This is a genomic window from Fulvimarina endophytica (assembly GCF_003403015.1).
Classification (GTDB): Bacteria; Pseudomonadota; Alphaproteobacteria; order Rhizobiales; family Rhizobiaceae; genus Fulvimarina; species Fulvimarina endophytica.
This window is the reverse complement of sequence record NZ_QURL01000004.1, coordinates 448275-470762: the sequence shown is the minus strand read 5'-3', so window position 1 is coordinate 470762 and position 22488 is coordinate 448275. Positions and strand designations below refer to the sequence as shown.

Here is a 22488-nt window from a genome sequence, read left to right as displayed (position 1 = left end):
GGGGTTCAACACCATACCTGAAACAACCCTCAGCCTGGCCGGACGATCCTCCGAATTGAACGTTCGACTATTCGATATTCACCGGCTTCGCAAGGCTTCGGCGCTGCCGCCGCATGGCTTCAGGACACAAGGGACGCAGCCGGTGCAGCCTGATGAAACGGATGAAGATCGAGGTGTGCGGATTTCGACCGGACCTCGATGAGCATCGGATCGCCGACGTTCACTTCGAAACGGAAACAACGATCTTCGAGCCGGACGCTACCGCATCGAGCAAGACCCGACCCTCTTGCGGAACCTCGCTGCACCGCGGCGTCGAAGGGATCGGATAACGGGCAGCAAGGGGATGGAGGCGGTTCACCGCATCGTCCGTGCACAGCAGCACGTCGGCATCCACCCGGTACCATTTGAGAGCCAGATTGAGATGAGGCGGAAGAAGCGTGTAGACGTCGCCGAGTTCGCCGGTCGTATCGCGAAGAACAAACCTCTTCGCGCCAGTCTGGCGCACTGCATCGATCGTCTGGAAGATGACGTCCTTCTGCAGGTTCCAGTATCCGCGAACCTGGATTGCACCGATCGCGCTTTGAGAGAGAAGCGCCGTGACCATGAGGACAGCCGGCAGCGTGATGACTGGCGCCGTCTTGCGGTCTTCGCCCGCGACCAGCAGCGCGAGGAAGAGAAGACAGAGGCCGAGCGAAACGGGAAAGAGGACGCGTTCGGGATCTCGCAGATGGACATCCAGCTGATAGGTCAACGCGCAGAGGGGAAGGATCGCAAGCACGACAGCCGTCAGGACCGCCATCCGGATAGCGCTGCGTTGGACGGCGTTCCATCCGCCGAGGAACATGCCAATGGCCAGGACAAGCAGCATCGCGGGAAGCACGAGGGCATTTCCGAGATAGGCGGTCTGGTAACTGATCCTCACATGCTCGGCCAAGGCGGCAAAGGAAAAGAGAACTCCGCCGATAGCGCTCTCATAGCCTCCGCCAAGAAGGCGGGACGCCACGAAGGCATAGAGACCGTAGACGGCGAATCCCAAACCAATCGGAACGCCGATACGAAGAGCGAGCCCGACTCTCGCACGCACATCGAACGGGCTATTCTCAATGCGGATCAGGAAGGCGAGCAACGGAATGCCGGCCAGGACGACAGCGGAAGCCTGATAGATCAACAGCAGGATCAGGACGGCGCCTGCCGACAGGAGTTGGAGACCGAGGGATCGCCGTGCGTACAATCGGACCGAGCAGCCGAGGACGAACATCAGAAGGATCGCGGAGACCTGAGCTGCACTGAAGCGGGCGAAATACAGACCCGGCCAGATCAGAAGCGCGGTCGAAAGCGTTGCAAACGCCCATCTGGCGGAGCCATCGAGGATTGGAGACACGGCCCATCGCGCCACGATGTATCGGACCGTGACAAGGAGAGCCGCGACGACGCCGACGCCGATCACCGATCCGCCACCGAGCGCATACTGCATGTACGAGATGACGAGGTGGAGGGGACGCAGCGTCATTTGCGGGAACGACGTCAGCAGAAAGTTCGCGCCGTTGGCTCTGAAGGTCTCGAGAAGACCCCATTCCTCCAGAAGCGGCCGCACGGCCCACAGCGAAAGCGCGGCGAGGACGATTACGGTTACCGTTTCGGCAAGAAGAAGTTGGCGATTGCGGACACTCGACTGGTCGTTGGCGTTCACGTCGATCGTTCCATTCTGCTTTCCGTTTCCCGGCCTGGCTCTGACCGGCTGGTTCGAGAGGCAATCGAGTGAATTGTCGGCCTTTGCGCCAGGTTCGTTGATCGCGGTGTCGTCACTGCCGTCTGCACCTGCGACCTGAGCCCGCGATCTCGTCCGCCGTCAGACGCCGGCGCGCACATGGGCGATCATCTGTCTGATCGTGTCCGACAGATCGATCTGGGGTGACCAGTCGAGAAGGCGCCGCGCCTTGTCGGCATTGCCGCGAAATATGGGAAGCTCTCCCGCGCGCAAACGGTCCGGATCGGTCACGACGGCGATCTCCGTTCGAGCCTGCGACAGGATGGTGTCGAGCAGCGAGCGCAGGGAGCGCGCCGAACCGGAGGCCAGATTGATGATCGTGCCACTGGGCAGATCATCGGTCCGCTCGATCGCCAGGGCGTAGCCTCTCGCAACATCGCGAACGTCGAGGAAATCGCGTTCCACGTCGAGATTGCCGACCCGCAGAACGGCGTCGGCCTTTCCGGCCTCGATTCTCGCGACCTGGCCGACGAAACTCGGAATCGCGAAGGTTTCGCCCTGTCCGGGTCCCGTATGGTTGAACGGACGAAATCGAAGGATCTTGACGCCTCGATCAGCAAGAGCACCGAGGGCGAGATCGGCGGCGGCCTTGGTCACGGCATAGTCGTTCTGGGGAGACAGGACGTCTTCCTCGGTCAGGGCGTGCCCGTCCCGGGCCGATTCCCCATAAGCGAGCGCCGTCCCCGCCGACACGAAGGTCGACCCCGGGACCTGCTCGATCAGTTCCTGCACGAGGTTGAGTGTTCCGAGCACGTTGACCCGCCACGTTTCGTGGGCCGCCGCCTCGGCATTCTTGACGCTCGTGATGCCTGCGAGATGGATGACGATCTGCGGACGGATGTCCGCGATCGCCTGCCTTACCGCCGCTCGATCGCAGACATCGAGCGCTGTCGTCTTCGTCCCATCAGGTCGAGTGCCGCCGCGATGCGAAGTCAGATACCAGACCGGAGCTGCTCCATGACGCTCGGCGACCGCGGCTTGAACATAGGGCCCGACGAAACCGAGCGCTCCGGTCATCAAGATTCGCATACGGTGAATACTCCTCGAGATGGGAGAGGGACATCAACGCGGCGACAGTCTCTCCATGTCCGAGTCCACCATCTCGCGGACCAGCTGATCCAGGGACGTCGTCGCTTCCCAACCGAGCTTCGCCTTCGCCTTTTCCGGATTTCCGAGCAGGACCTCCACTTCGGCCGGGCGCATGTAGCGCTGGTCGACCGTGATGTAATCCTCAGCCTTCAGGCCGACATGAGCGAACGCCAGGTCGCAGAAATCGCGCACGGACACGGTCTGACCGGTCGCGATCACGTAGTCGTCCGGAACGTCCTGCTGCAGCATGAGCCACATGGCCTCGACATAGTCGCGCGCATGTCCCCAGTCCCGCTTGGCGTCGAGATTGCCCAGAGCCAGGCTGTCGGCCATGCCGAGCTTGATGCGGGCGACACCGTCCGTGATCTTCCTCGTCACGAATTCGATGCCGCGCAGCGGCGACTCGTGATTGAACAGAATGCCGCTCGATGCGTGAAGACCGAAACTCTCGCGGTAGTTGATCGTCATCCAGTGAGCGTAGAGCTTCGCCGCCGCATAGGGCGAGCGCGGGTAGAACGGGGTCTTCTCGGACTGGCGCGGTTCCTGAATCAGGCCATACATTTCCGAAGTCGACGCCTGATAATAGCGCGTCTCCGGCGAAACGATCCGGATGGCTTCGAGCATGTTCACGGCGCCAAGACCCGAAACCGTTCCCGTCAGAATCGGCTGCTGCCAGGAGGTCTTCACGAAGGATTGAGCCCCGAGATTATAGATCTCGTCGGGCTTCACCGTTTCGATCACGCGGATCAAACTCGTGATATCGGTCAGGTTCGCGTCATGCATCTCGATGGAGTCGCGGACTCCGAGGAAGTTGAGACGGGAACCGACGACATCGGCCGAAGCACTGCGACGCAAGAGTCCGTGAACCTCGTAACCCTTGCCGAGGAGAAGCTGAGACAGGTAAGCTCCGTCCTGACCCGTGATGCCGGTGATGAGCGCTCGCTTTGTCAAAGTATGCAGACTTTCTGTTGGGGATTTGTGTCTCGTTCGCTCGCGTCGAACATTCGATCAATAGCGGTTTCGTGCCCTGGAGAGCCGTCGGAAATCTCGATCCGGACAAGGGCTCTAAGGTCGCGGACATCGTCGAAGGTCTTCGTGGGAGCACGTTACGATTTGAGTCTTCGTCCTCGTTCAAACAGGCTCGAGCCGAACAGCAGTGCTCCGACCCCGCATGGATGACACCTTCGACGCTGCTGGTCGGCAGCGCAATCTGATCGGCGACCTATAGCCGCTTCCCTCGGGAAAGGGCAAGGCGGTGATCGGCCGCCGACCGTCCTGCCCGTTCTGCCGGTGGCGAACCGCAAGCCGTGTCAGTTGCGTGCATAGACGTCCTCGATGCGCACGATATCGTCCTCGCCGGTATAGCTGCCGACCTGGACTTCGATGAGCTTGAGGTCGATCTTTCCGGGATTGTGCAGGCGGTGAATGCAGCCGATCGGCAGATAGGCCGCTTCGTTCTCGTGATAGACCTTGACGGCGTCGTCGATCGTGACCTCGGCGGTGCCATGAACCACGATCCAGTGTTCGGCACGGTGAAAGTGACGCTGAAGGGAGAGCTTGCCGCCGGGCTTCACGGTGATGTGCTTGACCTGGAACCGGTCGCCGATGTCGATGCGCTGATACCAACCCCAGGGTCGGTGAATGCGCAAATGCTCGCTCGCCTCCCGTTTGCCTTTCGCCTTGAGGTCCGAAACGAGTGCCTTGACGTCGGAGGCAGCAGATTTGGCCGCCACGAGAACCGCATCATGGGTCGAGACGACGATGACGTCCTCGAGCCCGACAACGGTCGTCAGGATCTCGTCGGCACGCACGAAGCTGCCGCGGGTCTTCATGGCGAGGGCATTGCCCTCGACGACGTTGCCGTCACCGTCCTTCGGCTTGATGTCGTGAAGCGCATCCCACGAGCCGACGTCAGACCATCCGAAGGATGCTGCGAGAACCCCGCCGGTCTTCGTCTTCTCCATCACCGCATAGTCGATGGAGGTCGTCGGGGCTTCCGTGAAAGCCGGTTCGTCGAGGCGCAGGAAGTCGAGATCGCGCTGGCTCGCGGCCAGGGCCTTGCGGCTGGCCGCAAGGACATCCGGGGCCAGGCGCTCGAGTTCGCCGAGCATGGTGTCCACGGAAAAGACGAAATTTCCGCTGTTCCAGAGATAGCCGTCGGCCACGTAGCGTTCGGCGGCTTCCCTGTCGGGCTTCTCCACGAAACGCTTGATCCCGAACGCGTTGTCGGCAAGCTTCTTCTCGGCCGGATCGATGTAGCCGTAGGCGCTCGATGGAAGCGTCGGCTTGATGCCGAGGGTCATGATGAACCCGCGCGAGGCAATCGCCGATGCTTGTTCGCAATCGGCGACGAAGGCGGCCTCATCCTCGATGACGTGATCGGCCGCAAGGACGAGACAGACCACATTGCCCATGCGTCGTTCGGCCAGCAGCGCCCCGATGGCGACGGCAGGAGCGCTGTCGCGGCGCACGGGCTCCAGGATGATCTCGGCTTCGATGCCGATCGCTGCGAGTTGCTCACCGCATACGAAACGGAATTCGTTGTTGGTGACGACGATCGGCTTGCCGAAAGCCGGGCCTGAAACTCGCTTGACCGTTGCCTGAAAGGTCGAAAGGTCGGAGCCGAGAAGCGTCACGAACTGTTTGGGCATCGTATCGCGCGAGACCGGCCAGAGCCGCGTACCGGATCCACCAGCCATGATGATCGGAACGATAGGCAAAGGCGACATTGGCAAATGTCCTCAATCTCGGTCGGGTCTGGTTCTTGCGAGACGACTGGCGCCTCCTGTCGTGTCCCATACAGGGCAGGCCATCGCCTTGCAAAGTCAAAAGCCGTCGTCCTTTAGCAAGGATGACGGCTTCATTCCGCGGGTTGGCGACTCGGAAGCCGGCCCGGCGGTCCGCACGGACATCCTGATCGATGAGAACGGACGCGGTCGTCGGAGACCGTCACGGGCGCGGAGCGGCGGCGGTTCGCACCGGTCAGGCCATCGGCATTCACCAGCCGCCCGATCCGCCATTGACCGAACCCGGTTCCCGATCCTGACGGTCCGGTCCGGATCCCCGGTCCGCTCTCTGTCTCGTCAGAGATATCGATCGATCTCGTAGCGCCGAACGCGCTCTCTGCGAATTGTGAAGGGACATTTTCAGAGTTAAAGCAGGAGCATGCTCTCGGATACCATCCTACAGTCGTCCTTGCTCGTCATTCCGTCGTTCAACGGCGCACACCGCCTGAGACGCATGTTGCCGACATTGGCCGTGCCGCCGGAAATCGTCGTCGTCCTCGATCAGGCGAGCGTGGACGATACGCAGGCCGTTTGCCGGGATGCGGGCGTCGAGTTCGTCCAGCTTGGGCATCCTCATTCCTTGAGCCGAGCCTGCAATATCGGTGCCGGCATCGCCCGCGAGAGAGGCCGCGATTTCCTCTTCGTCGCCGACGACGACATCATGTGTACGACAGATGTCGTTCGCGAATTGCTGGGCGCGCTCGCCGATGACCCCAAACTTGGAATCGTGGCGCCGGCTCAAACGCGGATCGCCGGGAAATCCGGCGACAACGCCACGGCCTATCGCGCCTGCTGGGATCTCCGAACGCTGACCTTCGAGCGTGATCTCGTACCGCCGGATGGCTCGATCGAGCGTCTCGAGTCAGATTATTGCGAACTGACATTCGCAGGGATCCGGATGGGCGCGATCGCGGAAATCGGGTTCCTCGACGATCGCTACAGCTTCCATCTGGAGGATGCCGACTTCGGGTTTCGACTGCGTGGGGCGGGTTACGGCTGTGCCTATCTGCCCCGATCGCACATAGAGCACCGCATCGGTTCGGGGGAGACGGAGAAGCCCTGTCGCTCCGATATCGAACGGCTGGAAGACGACAAGAGACTATTTGCAGACAAACATCTGGGTCGATTCCTTACCGATGGGGGCCATTCTTCGCAGAAAGCCGTCACCCTAAGCATCATCGAGAGGACTCCTCCTCCCGCCCTGCGCCACGAGGTCCCGATCGTCGAAGACGGCGCCGGCAACGGGCGCCTGCGGCAATCCGGTTCGTCCTCCTCCGGTTCAGGCGACGGATCTCTCGTATCGTCCAATAGAAGCAAGTCCGATGGCCACCACGTGGTAGCGGTGACGCAGCAGGAACCTGGATTTCTAACGCGTCTGGCGATCCGCAACCTCCGCAGGGTCGGCTTTCTTCTCGATAGCTTCACCACCACGCTGGAAGCGTCGGGATGGAAGGCGGCATTTTCGAGCGCCACTCGACATCACGGAGCGCAGTATCTTCAGCGCCGCGGCCGTCATCTGCGCAAGTCGGCATCGAAGCATCTCGAACGCGTTCGACGCTCCATCGCCGCGAGACGACCCGGTGCGACCGCGCAACTTCGAAACGGCGTTCTGTTCATCGGATATGCAGAAGGCGCATTGGGTCTCGGTCAGGCGTTCCGCGCCAATCTCAAGGCTGCCGAGTTGGCAGGCATACCGTTCGCGATCTATCCGTTTCGAAGGAACATCGAAACGCGTCTGCTCGGTCCGTTCATGGCCGATCGGTATGATCGAACCAATGCCTATGCGATCAATGTCATAGAAGTCGCTGCGGATCAGTTGCCCGAAGTCTACGACAATGTGGACGGATCCATGCTCGATCGATCCTACAATATTCTCTGCACATACTGGGAATTGCCGCGCGCGCCGGACGCCTGGCGCGACAGTCTTGTTCATATCGACGAGATCTGGGCTCCCAACTCCTTCATTGCGGATGCGTTCGCTCCGATCTTCGATGGCCCCATCCTCGTGATGCCGCCGGCCATGGACAGGACGGATGGGGATCATCCGGGTCGCGAAGCATTCGCGATGGACGAAGATCGTTTCTACTTCATGTTTAGTTTCGATTATTACTCGTCACCCTTTCGGAAGAACCCATTCGGTGTGCTCGAAGCGTTTCAGGCGGCTTTTCCGCGGCAAGACGAAAAGGTCGGTCTCGTCATCAAGTCGATCGGCGCGGCTGAGCATTATCCCGAGATGAAACAGCGGATCGCAGATGCCGTCGAGGCGGATCCGCGGATCATCGTCGTCGATCGAAATCTCGACCGTTCGGAAATGCTGGGCCTGATCAAGGCATCGGACGTCTACGTGTCCCTGCATCGCGCCGAGGGCTTCGGCCTTGGGATGGCTGAAGCGATGACGTTTGGACGGATCGTCATCGGAACGGATTACTCCGGTTCCAGAGACTTTTTGAATTCCAGAACGGGTTTCCCGGTTCCGTATACCCTTCGCCCGATCCGGAGCCACGAATATCCGTGGTCGGACGGTCAGGAATGGGCGGAACCGGACCAGAAGGCTGCGATCCAGACGATGCGCGAAATCGCGGCGTCACCGAGCGAGGGACAGCGGCGCGGTCTGGCGGCTTCCCAGGAGATCGGGAAATACAGCCCCGAAGCCGTCGGGCCTGTCATGCGAAAGCGGATCGAGAAAATCCTGTCCGCCATGGACGGACCCGATGACGGTCCGGCTCGTGCGACCGGTGAGAACAGATCGCCGTCGTGAAGTAAGGTTTCGGGCTCGAACGACAGAGGGCAAAGACGCGGTTGAACCTCCGGGTCCGATCTAGATGACGTCCTTGGACCCTGGCGGCCGGGCTGATCGTCGAAGATGGCCGCGTCTCGAAGGTTGCGGCGCACATAATTCCGGCTTCGGCATCGTCTCGAAGCCGCTTGCTGTCCGACGACCCATACGGCTCAGATCGGGCGGGGACGTCCGGACGGGAACAAGCCGCCGAGAATGACGGCATAAGTCTTGTCGTAGCTGAACGTCTGGGCGCGTTCCCTCGCTTTGTCGACGACCGCCTCGACCGCGCCCGAGAGGCGGTCGGCCTTGAGTGCCTCGTAAGCGCGATCGAGCGAAGCGACGTCGAACGGGTCGAAGTAGTAACCGCAATCGCCGACGACCTCGGGCATCGACGTCGAGACGGAACTGAGAACCGGCGTCCCGATCGACATCGCCTCGAGGAGCGGCAGGCCGAAGCCTTCGAAGATAGAGGGATAGACGAGAGCCGCAGCGCCGGTCAGGAGCGCGGCCTTCAACCGGTCGTCCACGTAGCCCGTGAAGACGATGCGGCCGGTGGAGAGTGCCGTCTCAAGCCCGTTGCGCTCCGCAAGGAGGCGAAAATCGTCACCCCATGCCTGTCGGCCGGCGAAGACGACACGCATCTCTTTCAAGACCTCAGGTCGCCCCGCGAGCCATTTGAGAACCAGCGCCGCGTTCTTGCGCGGCTCGATCGATCCGAGCACGAGGAGGTAGGGTTCGACCGGCCTGCCGGCGATCATGTCTCGCATGCGATCAGGCTTGGCGAGTTCGACATTGTTGCCGAGAAGCGCGACCTTGATCCGATCGGGCTTCACCCCGAAAACCCACTCGACGTCGCGAGCCGTGGACCGGGAGATGCAGAACAGGACGTCGCTCGACGCGATCTGCTCGGCAAGATCACTCGTATACATCTGCACCGAGCCCTCTGGATGACATTCCGGGGCGAGAACCATCGAGAGATCGTACACGATCTTGCCCTCGCGGGCCCATAGCTTCTGGGCCGGACGATGATCCGTATAGAGCGCGACAGTGCGATCCAGCTTCCCTTGGTCCGCGAGCATCTTGCGAAAGTCGGCCGCCGGCCGGAACCGATCGCCCGCTCCTGCAAGCGCCGAACCGCTGCGCGCTGCAAGGCATCGCCGAAGCACGGACGTCTCGATCCACTTTCCGTCGAGGTCGAAATAGAGGTCGAGCCAGTCTTCCTCGATCAGGCGATCGCAAATCTCGGCGACGACGTTCGGAATGCCGGTGTAATAGGCCTCGCGGAGAGGCCCGATATCGACGACCAAGGGTGTGCGGGATGACGTCATGCCGGATTGTTCTCGCCGATCAGTCTCGCGACGTCCTTCGAGGCCGTGCGAAAAGCGTCAAGTCCGTAACGCTCCGCAAGGACGGAGCGGGAGGTCTCGCCCATCATGCGTCTGTCATCCGGTGACGTCGACGCGGCCGCAAGGATCGCCTTTCGTATGGAGTGTGCCGTCGGAAATGAACCGGGCACACCGCTATATGCGTCCTTGGACGACGTTTCCGACGAGACCGCCGCTTCGCCGTCGATCGTGATCGCCAATGTCGACGTTTCGCCGAGCACTTCGGTCAGATCCCCGGTCGTGATGGTCATTGCGGGAATCGCGGCAAGCATCGCTTCGCACAGGGGAATCGGCAGGCCGCCCGACGGGCCGGTCCACAGGAAGTAGTCGCAGCCGGCCAGCCAGTCGCCACGGGCTTCGCCGCTCGGATCGGCCGAAAGGAAGGTGATGGCGCTGTCGAGACAATCGAAGCCGATGCGCTGGGTCGCCTCGTTCCGCAGATCCGCCTGGGAGCGCGTCCGACCGCTGATCACGTTGACGACGAGGTGGATTTCGGAGCGATGGCGGCGGGCCTGGACGAATCCTTCGATCACGGGCGCCAGATTTCTGACCATCCCCTCCCTGTCGCTGGCGGTCGCGAAGATGACGGGGCGCTCGGAACCGTTCGCAGCCTCACCGAAGTCGAGCACCGGGACCGTCGGGGCCGACAGCATTGGGGGCAGGGTCGCCGTTCGTTCGATCCCCGCTGCTCGCAACCGCCTCGTGGCATGGCTGGTCGGGCACAGGACCAGGTCTGCCTGGCGAAGAAGATGGAAAGGATCTTGAAGGGCGCCCGTCCGCGAGCCCGGATCGACAGCGTCCAGGAATGCCGGATCGGGTTCGTCATAGACGAGAACGTTCGTAAGACCGTGAAACGGGCGGAAATGCGTCACCGGCTTGACGCAGAGGTGCCAGTCGTCCGGACCAATTGCGAGCGTGCGTCGGGCGATCTCGCTTTGGTAGATCTCGGGTCTGAGGACCGGCGTGACAGTATGGCCCGCTGCGATGAAGCTGCGGCGATAGGCTTCGGCCAGAAGCTTCCAATGCGTCCGCGCGTTGCTTTCCGACCCATCGTTCAGGCCGAACGGCAATCGCTCCTGTCCGACGGCTTCACTCAAGAAGATCGTCATGAGTCCTCAGAGCGACCGAGAAAGATGGTAGAGAGCCTCGACCGTGACCACGCCATTGGGTCCGACGGGAGCTGGCTGGAACTGATAGCCCGGCCTCCTGACACCGATGTTGCCGCTCGCCGTTCCAGACTGCGACGGCGGGAGCGAGGCGAAGGCCAGACGCCGCCCGGCGCTCTGGAGGCCGGGCAGGGTTCGATAGGTGCGCTTCATCATGCGATGAAGGCTCGGATGCCGCGTTAGAAAGCCGACGATGAGACGGATGAACCGTTTCAACAGGCGTCGGAGCGGTAAGGGAAGAAATCGGATAAGTCTCTGCATCGAAGTCTCGACCGACCGACGGCTCCCGTCAGCCATTTCTCGCCGTCTCTTGATTGATGCCGACGCTCGAAGAGGCGCCGGCGACGAGCCCGAACGCTGTTTTCCTCTATAGGACGGGGGTGGCTGCCGGGGCAAGGGCGAAAGCCGGTCCGCGGATTGGAGCAAATGCCGCGGCAGACACGTTCCGGTGTCATGATATGGCGCTGCGGCGCGGCGGAGATGCGGGCGGCGCGCAAAACGTTGCGGAAGCGCCTTCGAGTGTGGCTTTGTACCCCCCCGAAGGACACAGGTTGGAATCATTATACATGGCAATCGACAAAATCAGGCGGCGTCTGCGCACAGTCCGCTATGCGACGCGCATGCTCTCGAAGACGTCGAACGGACGACTGAACATCATCCGGCTCGCGCGAAAGACCATCTCGGTCGGTCGGAGCGAGGGCCTGTCCGGGATCAAGACCCGCATCGTCACACTCGCGCTCGCACTTCAGTCGAAAGACGGATCGGCGCTTTTGTCGCCGCCCTTGACGTATGAGGCCTGGCTCGATCGATTCGACATTCTGAAAGATCAGCATTTGCGGGCCGCGAAGGCCCATCATCGCAGCCTCGACCTTCCCGAGATCCGTATCGTCTCGTTCATCGGTCATTCCGACGTGCCACTGGTCGGACGAATGGTGGAGGGTTGGCGCTCCTCGATTCACGAGCGGTGGAATGCCGTTCTGGTCCTCCCGAACGATCTCAGCGAGAGCGAAACGAGCGCTCTGAGGGCGCGGCTCGCTGACGAACCGAACATCACCATCTCGAAGGGTGGCGCCAGGCTCGAAGCGCTCCTTGCCGAGAACCAGCCGACGCTCCTGTGCCGTGGCCCGGTTCTCCTCAATCCGCTCAGCCTCTACATGCTGATCGAAGCGGCCGTGCGCACGGGCGCGAGCCTCGTCTATGCCGACAACGATCGGATGGACGGGGACGGCGTCCGCAGGGATCCGCAGTTCAAGCCGCAGTACTCGCCGCTCTACCTCTCGCACTTCAACTACATAGGCGACTGCGTTCTCGTTGCCGGAAAGCCGGACCTCGATCGTGAACCGATCGGCGCGGCGTCTTTCGAAGACCCGGAGGCATTCGACCGCCTGATCGCCGCGATCGGCGCAAGCGGCAAGGTCGAGCACGTTCCCTTCGTCCTCTACCACATGCTGCGGACGGTCGACCGCAGGGCGAGGCCCTTTCCCGCCCCGTCGGACCACGGACCGAGCGTCTCGATCATCATCCCCACCAAGGATGGCGTCGGCTATCTGAGGCCGTGCATCGAGAGCATTCTCGAGAAGACGTCCTACGCCCGTGACCTGTTCGAAGTCATCGTGCTCGACAACAATTCGAAGCTCGACGAGACGCGCGATTATTTCGGAGAACTGTCACGCCTCTCCAATGTCCGGGTCATCGCCTATCCGCACAAATTCAACTTCTCCAAGATCAACAATTTCGGCGCGCAACAGACCGAGCGGGACATCCTCGTCTTCCTGAACAACGACACCGTCGTCATCGATCCGCAGTGGCTGAGCAAACTCGTCGCGCAGGCGCAGCGCGAAGAGACCGGCGTCGTCGGTGGCAAGCTCCTTTTCCCGGACGGAACTCTGCAGCACGCCGGCTGCGCTGCCGGCGTCGGGATGGGAACGATCAGGCACCTCTCCAACCATCGGCCGGCCGAAGATATCGTCGATCGCGACCATACTCGCGAGATGACGGTGATGACAGGCGCCTGTTTCGCCATCCGCCGCAGCGTTTTCTGGGACGTCGGCGGGTTCGACCCAATCCTGGCGATCACCTGGAACGACGCCAAGCTCTGCCTCGACTGTCTCGCGGCCGGTTATCGTAATATCTACATCGCCGATCCGCTGCTCATCCACGACGAGTCGAAGACGCGCGAGCGCGACAACACACGCGAGACGATGGCGCGGTTCTTCGACGAGGCTCACTACACGCGGAGCCGCTATCGCAGCTATTTCTTTGACGACCCGTCCTACAGTCCGAACCTCTCGGCGGAGAGGGCCGGCGATCTCGCGGAGCCGCCGCGCGTGCGCCGTCCCTGGTTGCGGGCTGAACGGACCCGCAAGAAGATCCTCGTCCTCAGCTCCGTCTACAAGCTCGGCTTCGGCGTACCGCTCGTCATTCAGCAGCATGTGCGCAAGTTGGTCGAACTCGGCTACGAGATCGTGATCGGCGGCCCTGTCGCCGAGCGCGAATTCGCCTTTCCCGGCTGCGAGCGGGTCGAGCTGTCTTCCTCGAAAGAAGCTGCAGTCTACGCATTCTGCAACGATGTCGACCTGATCGTCTGCCATACACCGCCGTTTTTCACGATTCCGACGCTCATCGGCGGACACATACCCGTATTGTCCTACGACTACGGCGAACCGTCCGCGGATTTCTTTCCGGAGCCGACGCGCAGCTACCTGATCGAGGTGGAGGACCAGAAGCGCTCGGCCGCCTCGTTGACGACGCAGCTCGCCGCCATCTCGCAGGCGGTGAAGGACGAGACCATCAACGACCGCGCGGTCGTCGTCGGCCTCGCCAATTCGCATCTGCCGGCCTGGTCGCCCATGCATAGGCCGCGTCGACAGAGGGTCCGCCAGGCGACGGGCTGGGAGGATCGCTTCGTCGTGCTCACAGTTTGTCGTTTCAGCGAGAACGAGCGCGTCTACAAGGGGCTCGACAAGATCGCGCGCATGATCCGCGAATTCGCCTATCTCTATCCGGAGAAGGCGGACCGCATGGCCTGGGCCCTCGCCGGTGCCGGCAGTGCCCACGACGTCGCCCAGGTCGAAGCGCTGGGTTTCACGGTGTTTCCGAACGTTCCCGATGAGGAACTCACGGATCTTTACACCGCCGCGGACGCCTATCTCGGCTTCTCACGCTGGGAGGGCTACAATCTCGGAATCAGCCAGGCGCTCGCCATGGGGCTTCCGACGCTTGCTTCCGACATTCCCGCCCACCGCGAATTTCCGATTGCGACGACCGGGAGCGTGCTCGCTGCCTGCAAATGGCTGACCAACGAGGTCGATCGCCAGGACGAAACCGATCGGAACCGCAAGGCGACCGTCTACGACTGGGAGGTCAGTTCGACGAAGTTCGCCGACCTGGTCGCCATCACCCTTGCCGGTTAAGCCGTCCCCAAGTGAAATCCACCACTTGAGTTGCGTGCCTCCGGAGAGCCATCTCTCAGGATGGATCACTTCGATGGGGCACGCCATGGTGACGGAAGAAACAATCAAAGTGGCGCGCCAAATGCGCGCTACGGCGATCCGTTGTTGTTTGACACTGGATATGGCGAAAGGCGGGATTGACCGGAATTGTCCGGGATTTGGCGAAAGCGCCGGGGAACAAAGAACTCTGGCGAGGATTGAGCGCGAGACGGCCGCGAATGCTTTGTCACTCGATTTGGCGAAATCGGCTGTCCGTGAGCAGATGGGACGACAAACGGCGCGATCCTGAAATGGTCTTCGAGAGCGGAGCGCCAAAGCGGTTGAGAAGCCTTGTCGTGAGGCGTTCTGAGAGTTTAAAGGGCGCGTTCTAAGAGTGGATCGGACTGCACCAGACCGAGGCCCTTGAGCAAAATCAAGTTGCGCCAATGGTGCAACTTCGGATCTAGATTCCGTCGAGCCCGCGAAAGCGGGCTTTTCTCGTTCTCGATGACCGTTTGAGAGCCGATTTAAGTTGCGCCGCGTTTTCTACGGGTCGAGTTTTCCGAGCTACGGAAAGGCCGCTCTCGGGAGGCACGCAAGTTGCACCTCATCGAGCGCGGCTGCTGTCGCTCCTGACCGCGCGAGCGTGAAACGGAATACGAAAAAGTGTTTCGATATGCTCGAGATTGACGGCTTTTCCTATAGGATCTATAGGACCTATAGGAAAAATAATTTGAGGTCCTATTGTGAGCAAAGTCTATTTCCCGATTCGATATGTCGATGTGCCAGCGAGTCCTCCCCATGGAGGTAATCCAGCCTATCGCGTTTCATTCGGCCTGGAGCATTGGGCGGACGGATCACCGCAGTATGTCTATAAAGTTCAAATGGCCTACAACGGCGCTGTTGCAGGCAGAAAAAGCCCTTCATATCCGGAGGGTACGGATGATCTCGAACGCGTCTTGGACGCGATGAAACAGATCAAAAAAGGCGAGGGAAAAATAGCTCGCGGTATGATCGAATCTGCTGGAAACGAACCGGGTGTTTCAGTGCGGGAAGCACATCAGCTTATGCGCGACGAGTAAAATTTTGAGACCTTCTCTGCAACAGAATTGCCAATTCTGCTGTACGTCATGACTTGGGTCGTGCCCTCCGAAGCTTTCAACGAGAAAGCGTTTTTAGTATTATTTGTGACTTAGCGTTCGAGAAAGAGGTAATTTATGAGCGATATTTGCAATCGATGTTTGAATCTGCTCAGCAGAGTCATTGTCGTCTTAGTGGCGTTTGCCTCTCATTTCCAGCCAGCGCCCGCTGTGGCAATATCGAGCGTCGATATCCAAAAAGCTATATCGCAGTTGAAAGAAGAGCTTCCTGTGCTGACAGCTGCAAAAGAGCTGTGTAAGGATTGGGGGCCAGATGAAGCTAATAAGCGATTCGACTCACCTTTGGATCCGTTCTCTCAGGCCGGTTGGGATCTGCACCAGTGCTGCGCTAATTTGCCCAATGCGAGTGTAGTTGCCGCCGGACCTGTCGCAGCTCTAATTCCTTTCGACCAACTTCCTTCGATCACGGCATCCAAAGGCGGAGCATGGTTTCGAGAGGTAACCGAAATCATCGCAGATCATCTCCAAGAGATGGTATCTTCGTCTACTGAAGACTCGATCGACAAAATTCGTGAGGGGCTACGCGCGTTGCCGAAAAATGGCGACGGCTGGCGGGACCAATGCACAATCGCTGCAGAAAAATTGTAGCGTTCTGTCGACGCGCATGTGCCGAACATGCAATGCGCATTGAAGCTTGTTAGATCTACTAAAGCGGGCGCCAGATGAATATAGGCCTTTGAGGAACGCAGGTTTTCATTGAAACGAGTGAGATTGCGTGGGAAGTGGCGCCCTAGACGGTTGCGCTCAAACTGTCCGGTTTTGTGCCCTCAGTTGAAGGGTGTTCAAAACCAGGCGATAACTCCTTTTGCGCCTGTTAGATTGCGACCGGACGGTTTCGAGCGGGCTGAAACAGGACTGCCAATTCCATTGCGCCGACAGGTCGAGTTAAATTTGCACGCAGCGGGCCTAACACTAAACCGGCAGAAATGTTCAAACTGCTTTACGTAAAATTGAAAATTAATATAGTTTTTTCGAGTGATGGGGCGCATTTATATCATTCAAAAAATAGACTAACTGACAGAAAGCATAGTATTACAGTGCCATGCGTTGAGAGATTTAATTACATTACTCCCAATTGTGGCTTTTGACGGGCTGAAATTGATCTCTATACCTTTATGGAACCATTTTCCCTGTAAGTTTAATTCTTCATTTCTGACATCGACGGCGAAAGCGATGTCATACGGTGCCAATCTTATTTTCGAATGCAGAGGGTATGTCTCAAAATCCCACACTGCATTAGGAGCCATTGACCACTCGTTCTCGCGCAAGGTTGCCACGACGTTCCCGGATTTGTCGTGGATCATTGCGGAAATCAAAATTCTGCCGTGCTCTTCATCGCGTTTTGCGGACAATACAGTGACGCCCGAAAGATTAATTAGATTTGGAGTTTCAACTGCTTTTCCGCCAGCTAAATTAACGGATAGATTTTGTGTGTTGACGTAAAGCATCCCTCTCACAAGATCGTCCACAATATTCCTTGGTTTGGCTTTGATTTTCCTTTGATCAGATTGCGTGATCGCGCCGACGGTGCAAAGATGATGGCATTGTCCACATAGCACCATCATATCATCAGGACGGAAATGGTTGTCTTCCGCCCATGGAATTATATGGTGGTACTGTATAAAAGGATGGCCGCAATGACAGCAGCCGAAGCCGGCTTCCTGTCTGAGTTGTTGCTTGACCTTTGGTGGAGCTTCAGGTCGATTTTCTTTCATATCGTCCTCACGAGTACTGTTTAATAATTTCAGTTAGCTTAAACTATGCGTCAGGCGTTTCTCCGCCAGAGAATTTTCAAAGCATCATCGCTTTCTGATGGAGCCGCCGTGCCAGAAGGCTAGGCCGTGGATGCGGACGCGTTCGTCCCATTCGCGGCGCGGGATTCGGATCGGCGTGTAGAACTCGTTGTCTGATGTCAGAAGCATATCGCCCTGGTCGCTTCCCTGGAGGCGTTTCACGTAGAGCAGATCGTCCAGCGTAAGGACGATGACGTTGCCGATCGTCGCCTGCAGCGTGGTTCGATCGTGCCTGATCAACAGGACATCGCCGTCGCGGATCGTTGGATCCATGGAGTCGCCGACGACTTCGATCATCGAGATCTGAACGCTTGGCGGAACGAACCGGTAGAGCCAGTCTCGTGCGACGTAGAAGCTATCATTCGGCTCCTGCAGTGCGGGAAGCGCTCCTCCTCCAGCCGCAGCCTGAATATCGAAGCGCGGTACAGCGACAAGCGTACGGTCATCGAGGTGGCTCGAAGTAGCCGCAAGCGGCTCAGTCCGGGCCCTTTTAGGGAATGTCTCGTCTGAGAGTCCGAGAAGCGGAATTGGGTCGCATCCGGTAGCCGACACGATCTTTGCAAGTTCGGCTCTGCGTGGATCGCGACCGTTCAACCAGCCATAGAACGTACTTCTCTTGATCCCCGCGATATCGGCGAGTTGGGACGGGCCGCCGAACTTATCCGCGAGAGCCTGAAGCTGAGAAACAAACGTATCGCTCAAGTCCGTTTCTCGTAAAATATGCGAGAAAGGGCATTGAAACCGTCTCGCTTTTCGTATTTAGTCATCATGACGACATTCCTTTTCTCGCGGAAGGAAGCCCTGGCCGGCTTCTCTCCAAAGTCGGAGAGACGACTTGTCTCGAAGTGCTGTTATCGACCCTCGTATCGAACAGGCCGAGTCCATTCGCGGCAGGCTCCGGATCGCCGGATGGTCCTGCCGCAGGATCGATCTGGAATACGATCTCAATCGCGGCTCGGCGAGCCTTGCGATCCTGCGTGCTCATGAGCCGGGCGAGCGAGCCATTGCCGACGTCCTTGGCGTCGAGCCGTCTTCTCTGTGGCCTGCCCGCTATGACGAAGAAGGCATGCGCCTCTCGCCCCAGCCTGCGGCAAATTATGACCGTCCGCCGACCCATGCACAACGCCGAAAGGCGCTGGAGGCACGGTCATGAGGCATGTCGATCCAGAATTTCCGTTCCTTTCCCGCTTGGCGGATCGTCTCGCCACCTCAACGAGCGTCGACAATGGCGGTGAACCGACCGCCGATGCCGTCGAGGCGAGCCAAGCCGTCGTGTCCGCGCCGTTCGAAGCGCTCGAAATGCCGGATGGGCCCGTGTCGCTTCTCTTCGAGGCGGCGGTGTCAGGCGTCCAGAGCCGGCTGCCGCACCTCTCTCATGCCGATATCGCCTATCCGCCGCACGGGCTATTCGACGCTCAACTCGCCCGGCAGATCGCGCTTCATCTTCTCGTCCATCGTCTGGGAGCGCCGAAACAGCGCGTTGCCCGTGAGCTTGCCCGTTCCCGCGAGGCGGTGAACCGGGCGCTCAAGATCATCGACGAGCGGATGACGAAGCCAGAGTTCGCCACTGCCTACGAGGCGATGGCCGATCACGCCCTCCATGCCACCCAGACCGAACAGGACCATCAATGACGGACCATTCGCCCGACGCCGCACCGATTGCGGTCGTCCAATCGATCCCGCTCGACGAGATCACGGTGCTCGATACGGAGCATCGCGCCCTCAAGCCCGAGTTCGTGCGGCTCTACGCCATGCAGATGCTGCGCGGCCGCGTCCTGCCGCCGGTCGTGGTGCGCCGGACGCCGAACGGCGCAACGAAGTTCACGCTGGTCGCTGGTCGGCATCGCGTGGAAGCGCACCGCGAAGCCGGGTTTGTCGAGATCCAGGCGGCAATCAGCACGGCGGACCGTCAGACCGCAGCTGAGATCGGGATCGAGGAGAACCTCTTTCGGAACGATCCGACCGCGCTGGAGCGGATCGACGGTGTTGCGGCTTATCGAGAGCTGTTCGAGGCCCGCTATGGCGAGATCAGCCGAGGCGGAGATCGGAAGTCCGAGGAGTATCAGGAAAAATCAAAGGGCCAAGTTGGCCCTTTGATCGCTGATCTTCTCGGGCATGAGGAAGAAAGCGAAGGGGCTGGTTTCTACGCCCGCATCACGGACCGCCTCGGCATATCCTATCGACAGGCCAAACGCTTCTCGACGATCGCCAAGCGCCTGACCAAGACGCTGCACGATGCGCTCATCGGCTCGAACGCCGAAAACCGGCTGTCCGTGATCGAGGGCCTCTCGAAGTATCCACCCGAAGACCAGAACAAGATCGCGTTGCTGATCGTCAACAAGACGGATGGCGATGTCGATCAGGCCCTGGAGTTCTTCGCCGCCCGGCCGCGCGAGGATCGCCAGACCATCGTCTTCAAGCGCCTCACCAATTCCTGGATGATGGCCTCGACCGCCAAGCGGCGCGAGTTCCTGCTCACGCTCGGCGTGACGCGCGAGGAAGCGGACCGCGTTGCCGCCGGTGGCGCGGACGAGGACAACGGGGAGGCATCCTCGTGAGACCGCTCGATTCCGAACAGTTCCGACTGCGCCTGAAATCGGCGATGAGCCAGGCGATCCGCGAGAGCGGCATGGACCGCAACCGGATCGCCGCGGAAGTGGCGATCCTGACCGATCGGCCGATGAGCCGGAGCGCGCTCGACGCTCTGACCAGTCCGTCCAAGCTGAACGATATCAGCGTCGTGCGGCTAAAGGCGCTCGCTCGCGTTCTCAGCGCTCCGAAGCTCTACGAGGCGATCCTCGCCGATGAAGGGCTCTCGGTCCTGCAGACCGACGACAGGCTGCGTGCGGACATGCAGGCCCTGCAGACGCAGCGCAGCCGGATCGACAGCTGGCTCGCCCAGCTCGAGGTTCAGCTGGCCGGGAAGGCTGGAAAGTAGCCATGGTCTCGACCCTCTCCCTCAGATCCCAGATCGCCGAGGTCTGCCGCGAGATCGAGCAGCGGCGGAAGACCTATCCGCGCCTCGTCTCCAACGGCTCGATGCGCCAGGGCGTCGCTGAACTGCATATCGCGAACATGCAAGCGGTGCTGCGGACGCTGCGCTGGCTCGAACAGAACGAGGCGACAGTTCGCGATGCGGTGGCGAAGGCGGGAGAGCCTCGATGACCGGCCGCTGGTACACGCCCGCGCAGATCGTCGCCGCAGCCGGAGGCGATCTGCCTTCCTCGATCGGGAGCCTGAACAAGCTGATCGCCGCGCGCGGCTGGCGCAGCGATGCCGCGCGCACACGTCATGTCGCCAAGCGGGGCGGCGGCTTCGAGTATCACGAAAGCCTCCTGCCGGAGGGGGTCCGAGCACGCCTGGCGCTCGCCGAGACGGCGGACGTCGTCGAGGCGAGCGACGAAAGCTGGATTGCGTTCGAGCGTCTGCCCGCCAAGAAGAAAGAGGAAGCCGAGCGGCGTCTCGCGGCGATCCAGCGCTATGACGTGCTGATCAGAAGCGGGGCGACGGCTTCGACGGCTTCGCTCACCGTATGCCGCGATTACGGCTGCGCGGCCCGCACCCTGACGCGCTGGCGCGAGATGGTCGCCGGCCTTGCCCGCTCGGCGCAGCTCGCCGCGCTTGCCCCCCAGCATACGGGCACGCCGAGCCGGCGCTCGGCCTGTCATCAGAAGGCCTATGAGGCCTTCAAGAGCGACTATCTACGCCCCGAGCAGCCGACCTTTTCCGCCTGCTATCGCCGCATGAAGGCGGTGGCAGGCCGAGAAGGCTGGGCTCCGATCCCAAGCGAGCGCGCCTTGCGCCGCCATCTCGATAATGACGTCTCGCCCGCCGTCCAGACACTGGCGCGGGAGGGACGCGATCAGGCGAAGGCCCTGTTTCCCGCCCAGACCCGCGCCCGGCAGCATTTCCACGCCATGCAGGCCGTCACCATGGACGGCCACCGCTTCGATGTGTTCGTTCGGACGTCGGACGGAACGATCCTGCGCCCGCATCTGATCGCGCTGCAGGATCTCCATTCGGGCAAGCTGATCGCATGGCGGCTCGCGACGTCGGAGAACAAGGATGTCGTGCGCCTCGTCATCGGCGACATGATCACGGTCCACGGCATCCCCGAGATGATCTATCTCGACAACGGCCGGGCCTTCGCCTCGAAGGATATCAGCGGTGGCACGGCGAACCGCTTCCGGTTCACGGCAAAGCCTGACGATCCGGACGGGCTTCTGACCACGCTCGGCGTCACGATCCACTGGACGACGCCGTATTCGGGCCAGTCCAAACCGATCGAGCGCGCCTTCCGTGACCTGACCGACACAATCTCCCGGCATCCGTTCTGCGCGGGTGCCTATACGGGCAACCGGCCGGACGCCAAGCCCGAGAACTATGGCTCGAAGGCGATCGAGATCGAGGCGTTCCGCTCGCATGTCGCAAGCCAGATCGCCGAGCATAACGGCCGGGCAGGGCGCAAGGCCGTCGCCTGCCGGGGGCGCAGCTTCGACGAGACGTTCCGGGACTCGCTGGCAAAGCCCGACACGATCGTGCGGTGGGCGAGCGAAAGCCAGCGCTCGCTCTGGCTGATGGCGGCGACGCGCATCAAGGCGCGCTCGGGCAATGGCGAGATCCATTTCATGGGCAACCGCTACTGGCACCCGGCGCTGACCGGCCATGCCGGCAAGAGGGTGACCGTCCGCTACGACCCGGACGATCTGAAGGCCGGCGTGAAGGTCTACGACCAGGCGAACCGTCTCATCGCGGATGCCGAGTGCATCCTCGCCACCGGTTTCGACGACACCGACGCGGCCCGCAAGCACAACCGGAACCGTGCCGGATACCTCAAGGCGCTGAAGACCCAGAAGCTGATGCACACGGTCATGACGGCCGACGAGCTGGCCGCTCTCTACGAGGACAGGACCGTGCGCGCGGCGGAAGAGGACGAAACACTGAGGCTGCCGTCCATCCCTCGCATCGTGCCGCGCGGCGGAGCTGCGGCCCTGAGGCTCGAAGAGATCGAAGACACGCCCGAAACGGGCTGGGACGACGAGGCGGAAACCGCCTTCTCCCGTGGATTGCGACTGGTGACCGGTGGCCGCCAGCCGTGACGGTACCGCCCGAACGGCGGACCCAAAACGAA

Annotated in this window: 20 protein-coding genes; 11 read left to right on the top strand and 9 right to left on the bottom strand. The window is 60.8% G+C overall.

Going from position 1 to position 22488, the window contains the following annotated elements; all coding sequences use genetic code 11:
* Window positions 1–220 precede the first annotated feature (220 nt).
* The 4 genes from DYI37_RS11610 to DYI37_RS11595 form a co-directional block, all read right to left on the bottom strand.
* On the bottom strand, window positions 221–1690 hold the full coding sequence (locus DYI37_RS11610) for a hypothetical protein (RefSeq protein WP_116683374.1): 1470 nt from the start codon (window positions 1688–1690) through the stop codon (window positions 221–223).
* Window positions 1691–1849: 159 nt separating this feature from the next.
* Window positions 1850–2797: a GDP-mannose 4,6-dehydratase gene (locus DYI37_RS11605; protein ID WP_116683373.1), complete on the bottom strand. Its 948-nt coding sequence runs from the start codon at window positions 2795–2797 to the stop codon at window positions 1850–1852.
* Window positions 2798–2830: 33 nt separating this feature from the next.
* Complete coding sequence (gmd, locus tag DYI37_RS11600) at window positions 2831–3808, bottom strand: GDP-mannose 4,6-dehydratase (protein WP_116683372.1); 978 nt, start codon at window positions 3806–3808, stop codon at window positions 2831–2833.
* A 359-nt stretch (window positions 3809–4167) separates the two neighbouring features.
* Window positions 4168–5586: a mannose-1-phosphate guanylyltransferase/mannose-6-phosphate isomerase gene (locus tag DYI37_RS11595; protein WP_116683371.1), complete on the bottom strand. Its 1419-nt coding sequence runs from the start codon at window positions 5584–5586 to the stop codon at window positions 4168–4170.
* A gap of 436 nt (window positions 5587–6022) precedes the next feature.
* Between DYI37_RS11595 and DYI37_RS11590 the strand changes: the two genes are divergently transcribed.
* Window positions 6023–8401 carry a glycosyltransferase gene (locus DYI37_RS11590; protein WP_116683370.1) on the top strand — a complete coding sequence of 793 codons (2379 nt, stop codon included), beginning with the start codon at window positions 6023–6025 and terminating at the stop codon, window positions 8399–8401.
* A 191-nt stretch (window positions 8402–8592) separates the two neighbouring features.
* On the opposite strand, the gene DYI37_RS11585 is transcribed toward DYI37_RS11590, so the two are convergent.
* The 3 genes from DYI37_RS11585 to DYI37_RS11575 are packed head-to-tail and all read right to left on the bottom strand — an operon-like array spanning window position 8593 to window position 11189.
* Window positions 8593–9750 (bottom strand): glycosyltransferase family 4 protein, encoded by a 1158-nt coding sequence (locus DYI37_RS11585; protein WP_116683369.1) that lies wholly within the window; start codon window positions 9748–9750, stop codon window positions 8593–8595.
* A complete protein-coding gene (locus DYI37_RS11580) occupies window positions 9747–10916 on the bottom strand; it encodes a glycosyltransferase family protein (protein ID WP_116683368.1) in 1170 nt (389 codons plus the stop codon). Before DYI37_RS11580 ends, DYI37_RS11585 begins: the two co-directional genes overlap by 4 nt.
* A 6-nt stretch (window positions 10917–10922) precedes the next feature.
* Entirely contained in the window at window positions 10923–11189 is a 267-nt protein-coding gene (locus tag DYI37_RS11575) for a hypothetical protein (protein ID WP_116683367.1), read from the bottom strand.
* Window positions 11190–11539: 350 nt separating this feature from the next.
* Between DYI37_RS11575 and DYI37_RS11570 the strand changes: the two genes are divergently transcribed.
* The 4 genes from DYI37_RS11570 to DYI37_RS19805 all read left to right on the top strand — a co-directional run bounded on the left by DYI37_RS11570 (window position 11540) and on the right by DYI37_RS19805 (window position 16152).
* Complete coding sequence (locus DYI37_RS11570) at window positions 11540–14386, top strand: glycosyltransferase (protein ID WP_158555158.1); 2847 nt, start codon at window positions 11540–11542, stop codon at window positions 14384–14386.
* Between the two features lie 73 nt (window positions 14387–14459).
* Window positions 14460–14714, top strand: coding sequence for a hypothetical protein (locus DYI37_RS19810; protein ID WP_147307919.1), 255 nt, complete (start codon window positions 14460–14462; stop codon window positions 14712–14714).
* A 436-nt stretch (window positions 14715–15150) separates the two neighbouring features.
* A complete protein-coding gene (locus DYI37_RS11565) occupies window positions 15151–15486 on the top strand; it encodes a hypothetical protein (protein ID WP_199520142.1) in 336 nt (111 codons plus the stop codon).
* Window positions 15487–15621: 135 nt separating this feature from the next.
* Entirely contained in the window at window positions 15622–16152 is a 531-nt protein-coding gene (locus DYI37_RS19805; protein ID WP_147307918.1) for a hypothetical protein, read from the top strand.
* A 422-nt stretch (window positions 16153–16574) separates the two neighbouring features.
* Here DYI37_RS19805 and DYI37_RS19800 read toward each other — a convergent pair whose 3' ends face one another.
* Both DYI37_RS19800 and DYI37_RS19795 read right to left on the bottom strand, forming a co-directional pair.
* The gene (locus tag DYI37_RS19800) at window positions 16575–17279 is read right to left on the bottom strand and encodes an HNH endonuclease (protein ID WP_147307917.1); all 705 of its coding nucleotides are present in this window, start codon (window positions 17277–17279) and stop codon (window positions 16575–16577) included.
* Window positions 17280–17363: 84 nt separating this feature from the next.
* Window positions 17364–18059: a S24 family peptidase gene (locus tag DYI37_RS19795; protein WP_147307916.1), complete on the bottom strand. Its 696-nt coding sequence runs from the start codon at window positions 18057–18059 to the stop codon at window positions 17364–17366.
* A 133-nt stretch (window positions 18060–18192) separates the two neighbouring features.
* On the opposite strand from DYI37_RS19795, the gene DYI37_RS20565 reads away from it, so the two are divergent.
* The 6 genes from DYI37_RS20565 to DYI37_RS11530 are packed head-to-tail and all read left to right on the top strand — an operon-like array spanning window position 18193 to window position 22456.
* Window positions 18193–18510: a helix-turn-helix domain-containing protein gene (locus tag DYI37_RS20565; protein ID WP_116683364.1), complete on the top strand. Its 318-nt coding sequence runs from the start codon at window positions 18193–18195 to the stop codon at window positions 18508–18510.
* Entirely contained in the window at window positions 18507–18989 is a 483-nt protein-coding gene (locus DYI37_RS11550) for a hypothetical protein (protein WP_116683363.1), read from the top strand. Before DYI37_RS20565 ends, DYI37_RS11550 begins: the two co-directional genes overlap by 4 nt.
* The gene (locus DYI37_RS11545; protein WP_116683362.1) at window positions 18986–19915 is read left to right on the top strand and encodes a ParB N-terminal domain-containing protein; all 930 of its coding nucleotides are present in this window, start codon (window positions 18986–18988) and stop codon (window positions 19913–19915) included. Before DYI37_RS11550 ends, DYI37_RS11545 begins: the two co-directional genes overlap by 4 nt.
* Window positions 19912–20295: a hypothetical protein gene (locus DYI37_RS11540; RefSeq protein WP_116683361.1), complete on the top strand. Its 384-nt coding sequence runs from the start codon at window positions 19912–19914 to the stop codon at window positions 20293–20295. Before DYI37_RS11545 ends, DYI37_RS11540 begins: the two co-directional genes overlap by 4 nt.
* A 2-nt stretch (window positions 20296–20297) precedes the next feature.
* The gene (locus DYI37_RS11535; RefSeq protein ID WP_116683360.1) at window positions 20298–20522 is read left to right on the top strand and encodes a hypothetical protein; all 225 of its coding nucleotides are present in this window, start codon (window positions 20298–20300) and stop codon (window positions 20520–20522) included.
* Complete coding sequence (locus DYI37_RS11530; RefSeq protein WP_116683359.1) at window positions 20519–22456, top strand: transposase domain-containing protein; 1938 nt, start codon at window positions 20519–20521, stop codon at window positions 22454–22456. Before DYI37_RS11535 ends, DYI37_RS11530 begins: the two co-directional genes overlap by 4 nt.
* The last annotated feature ends 32 nt before the right edge of the window (window positions 22457–22488 follow it).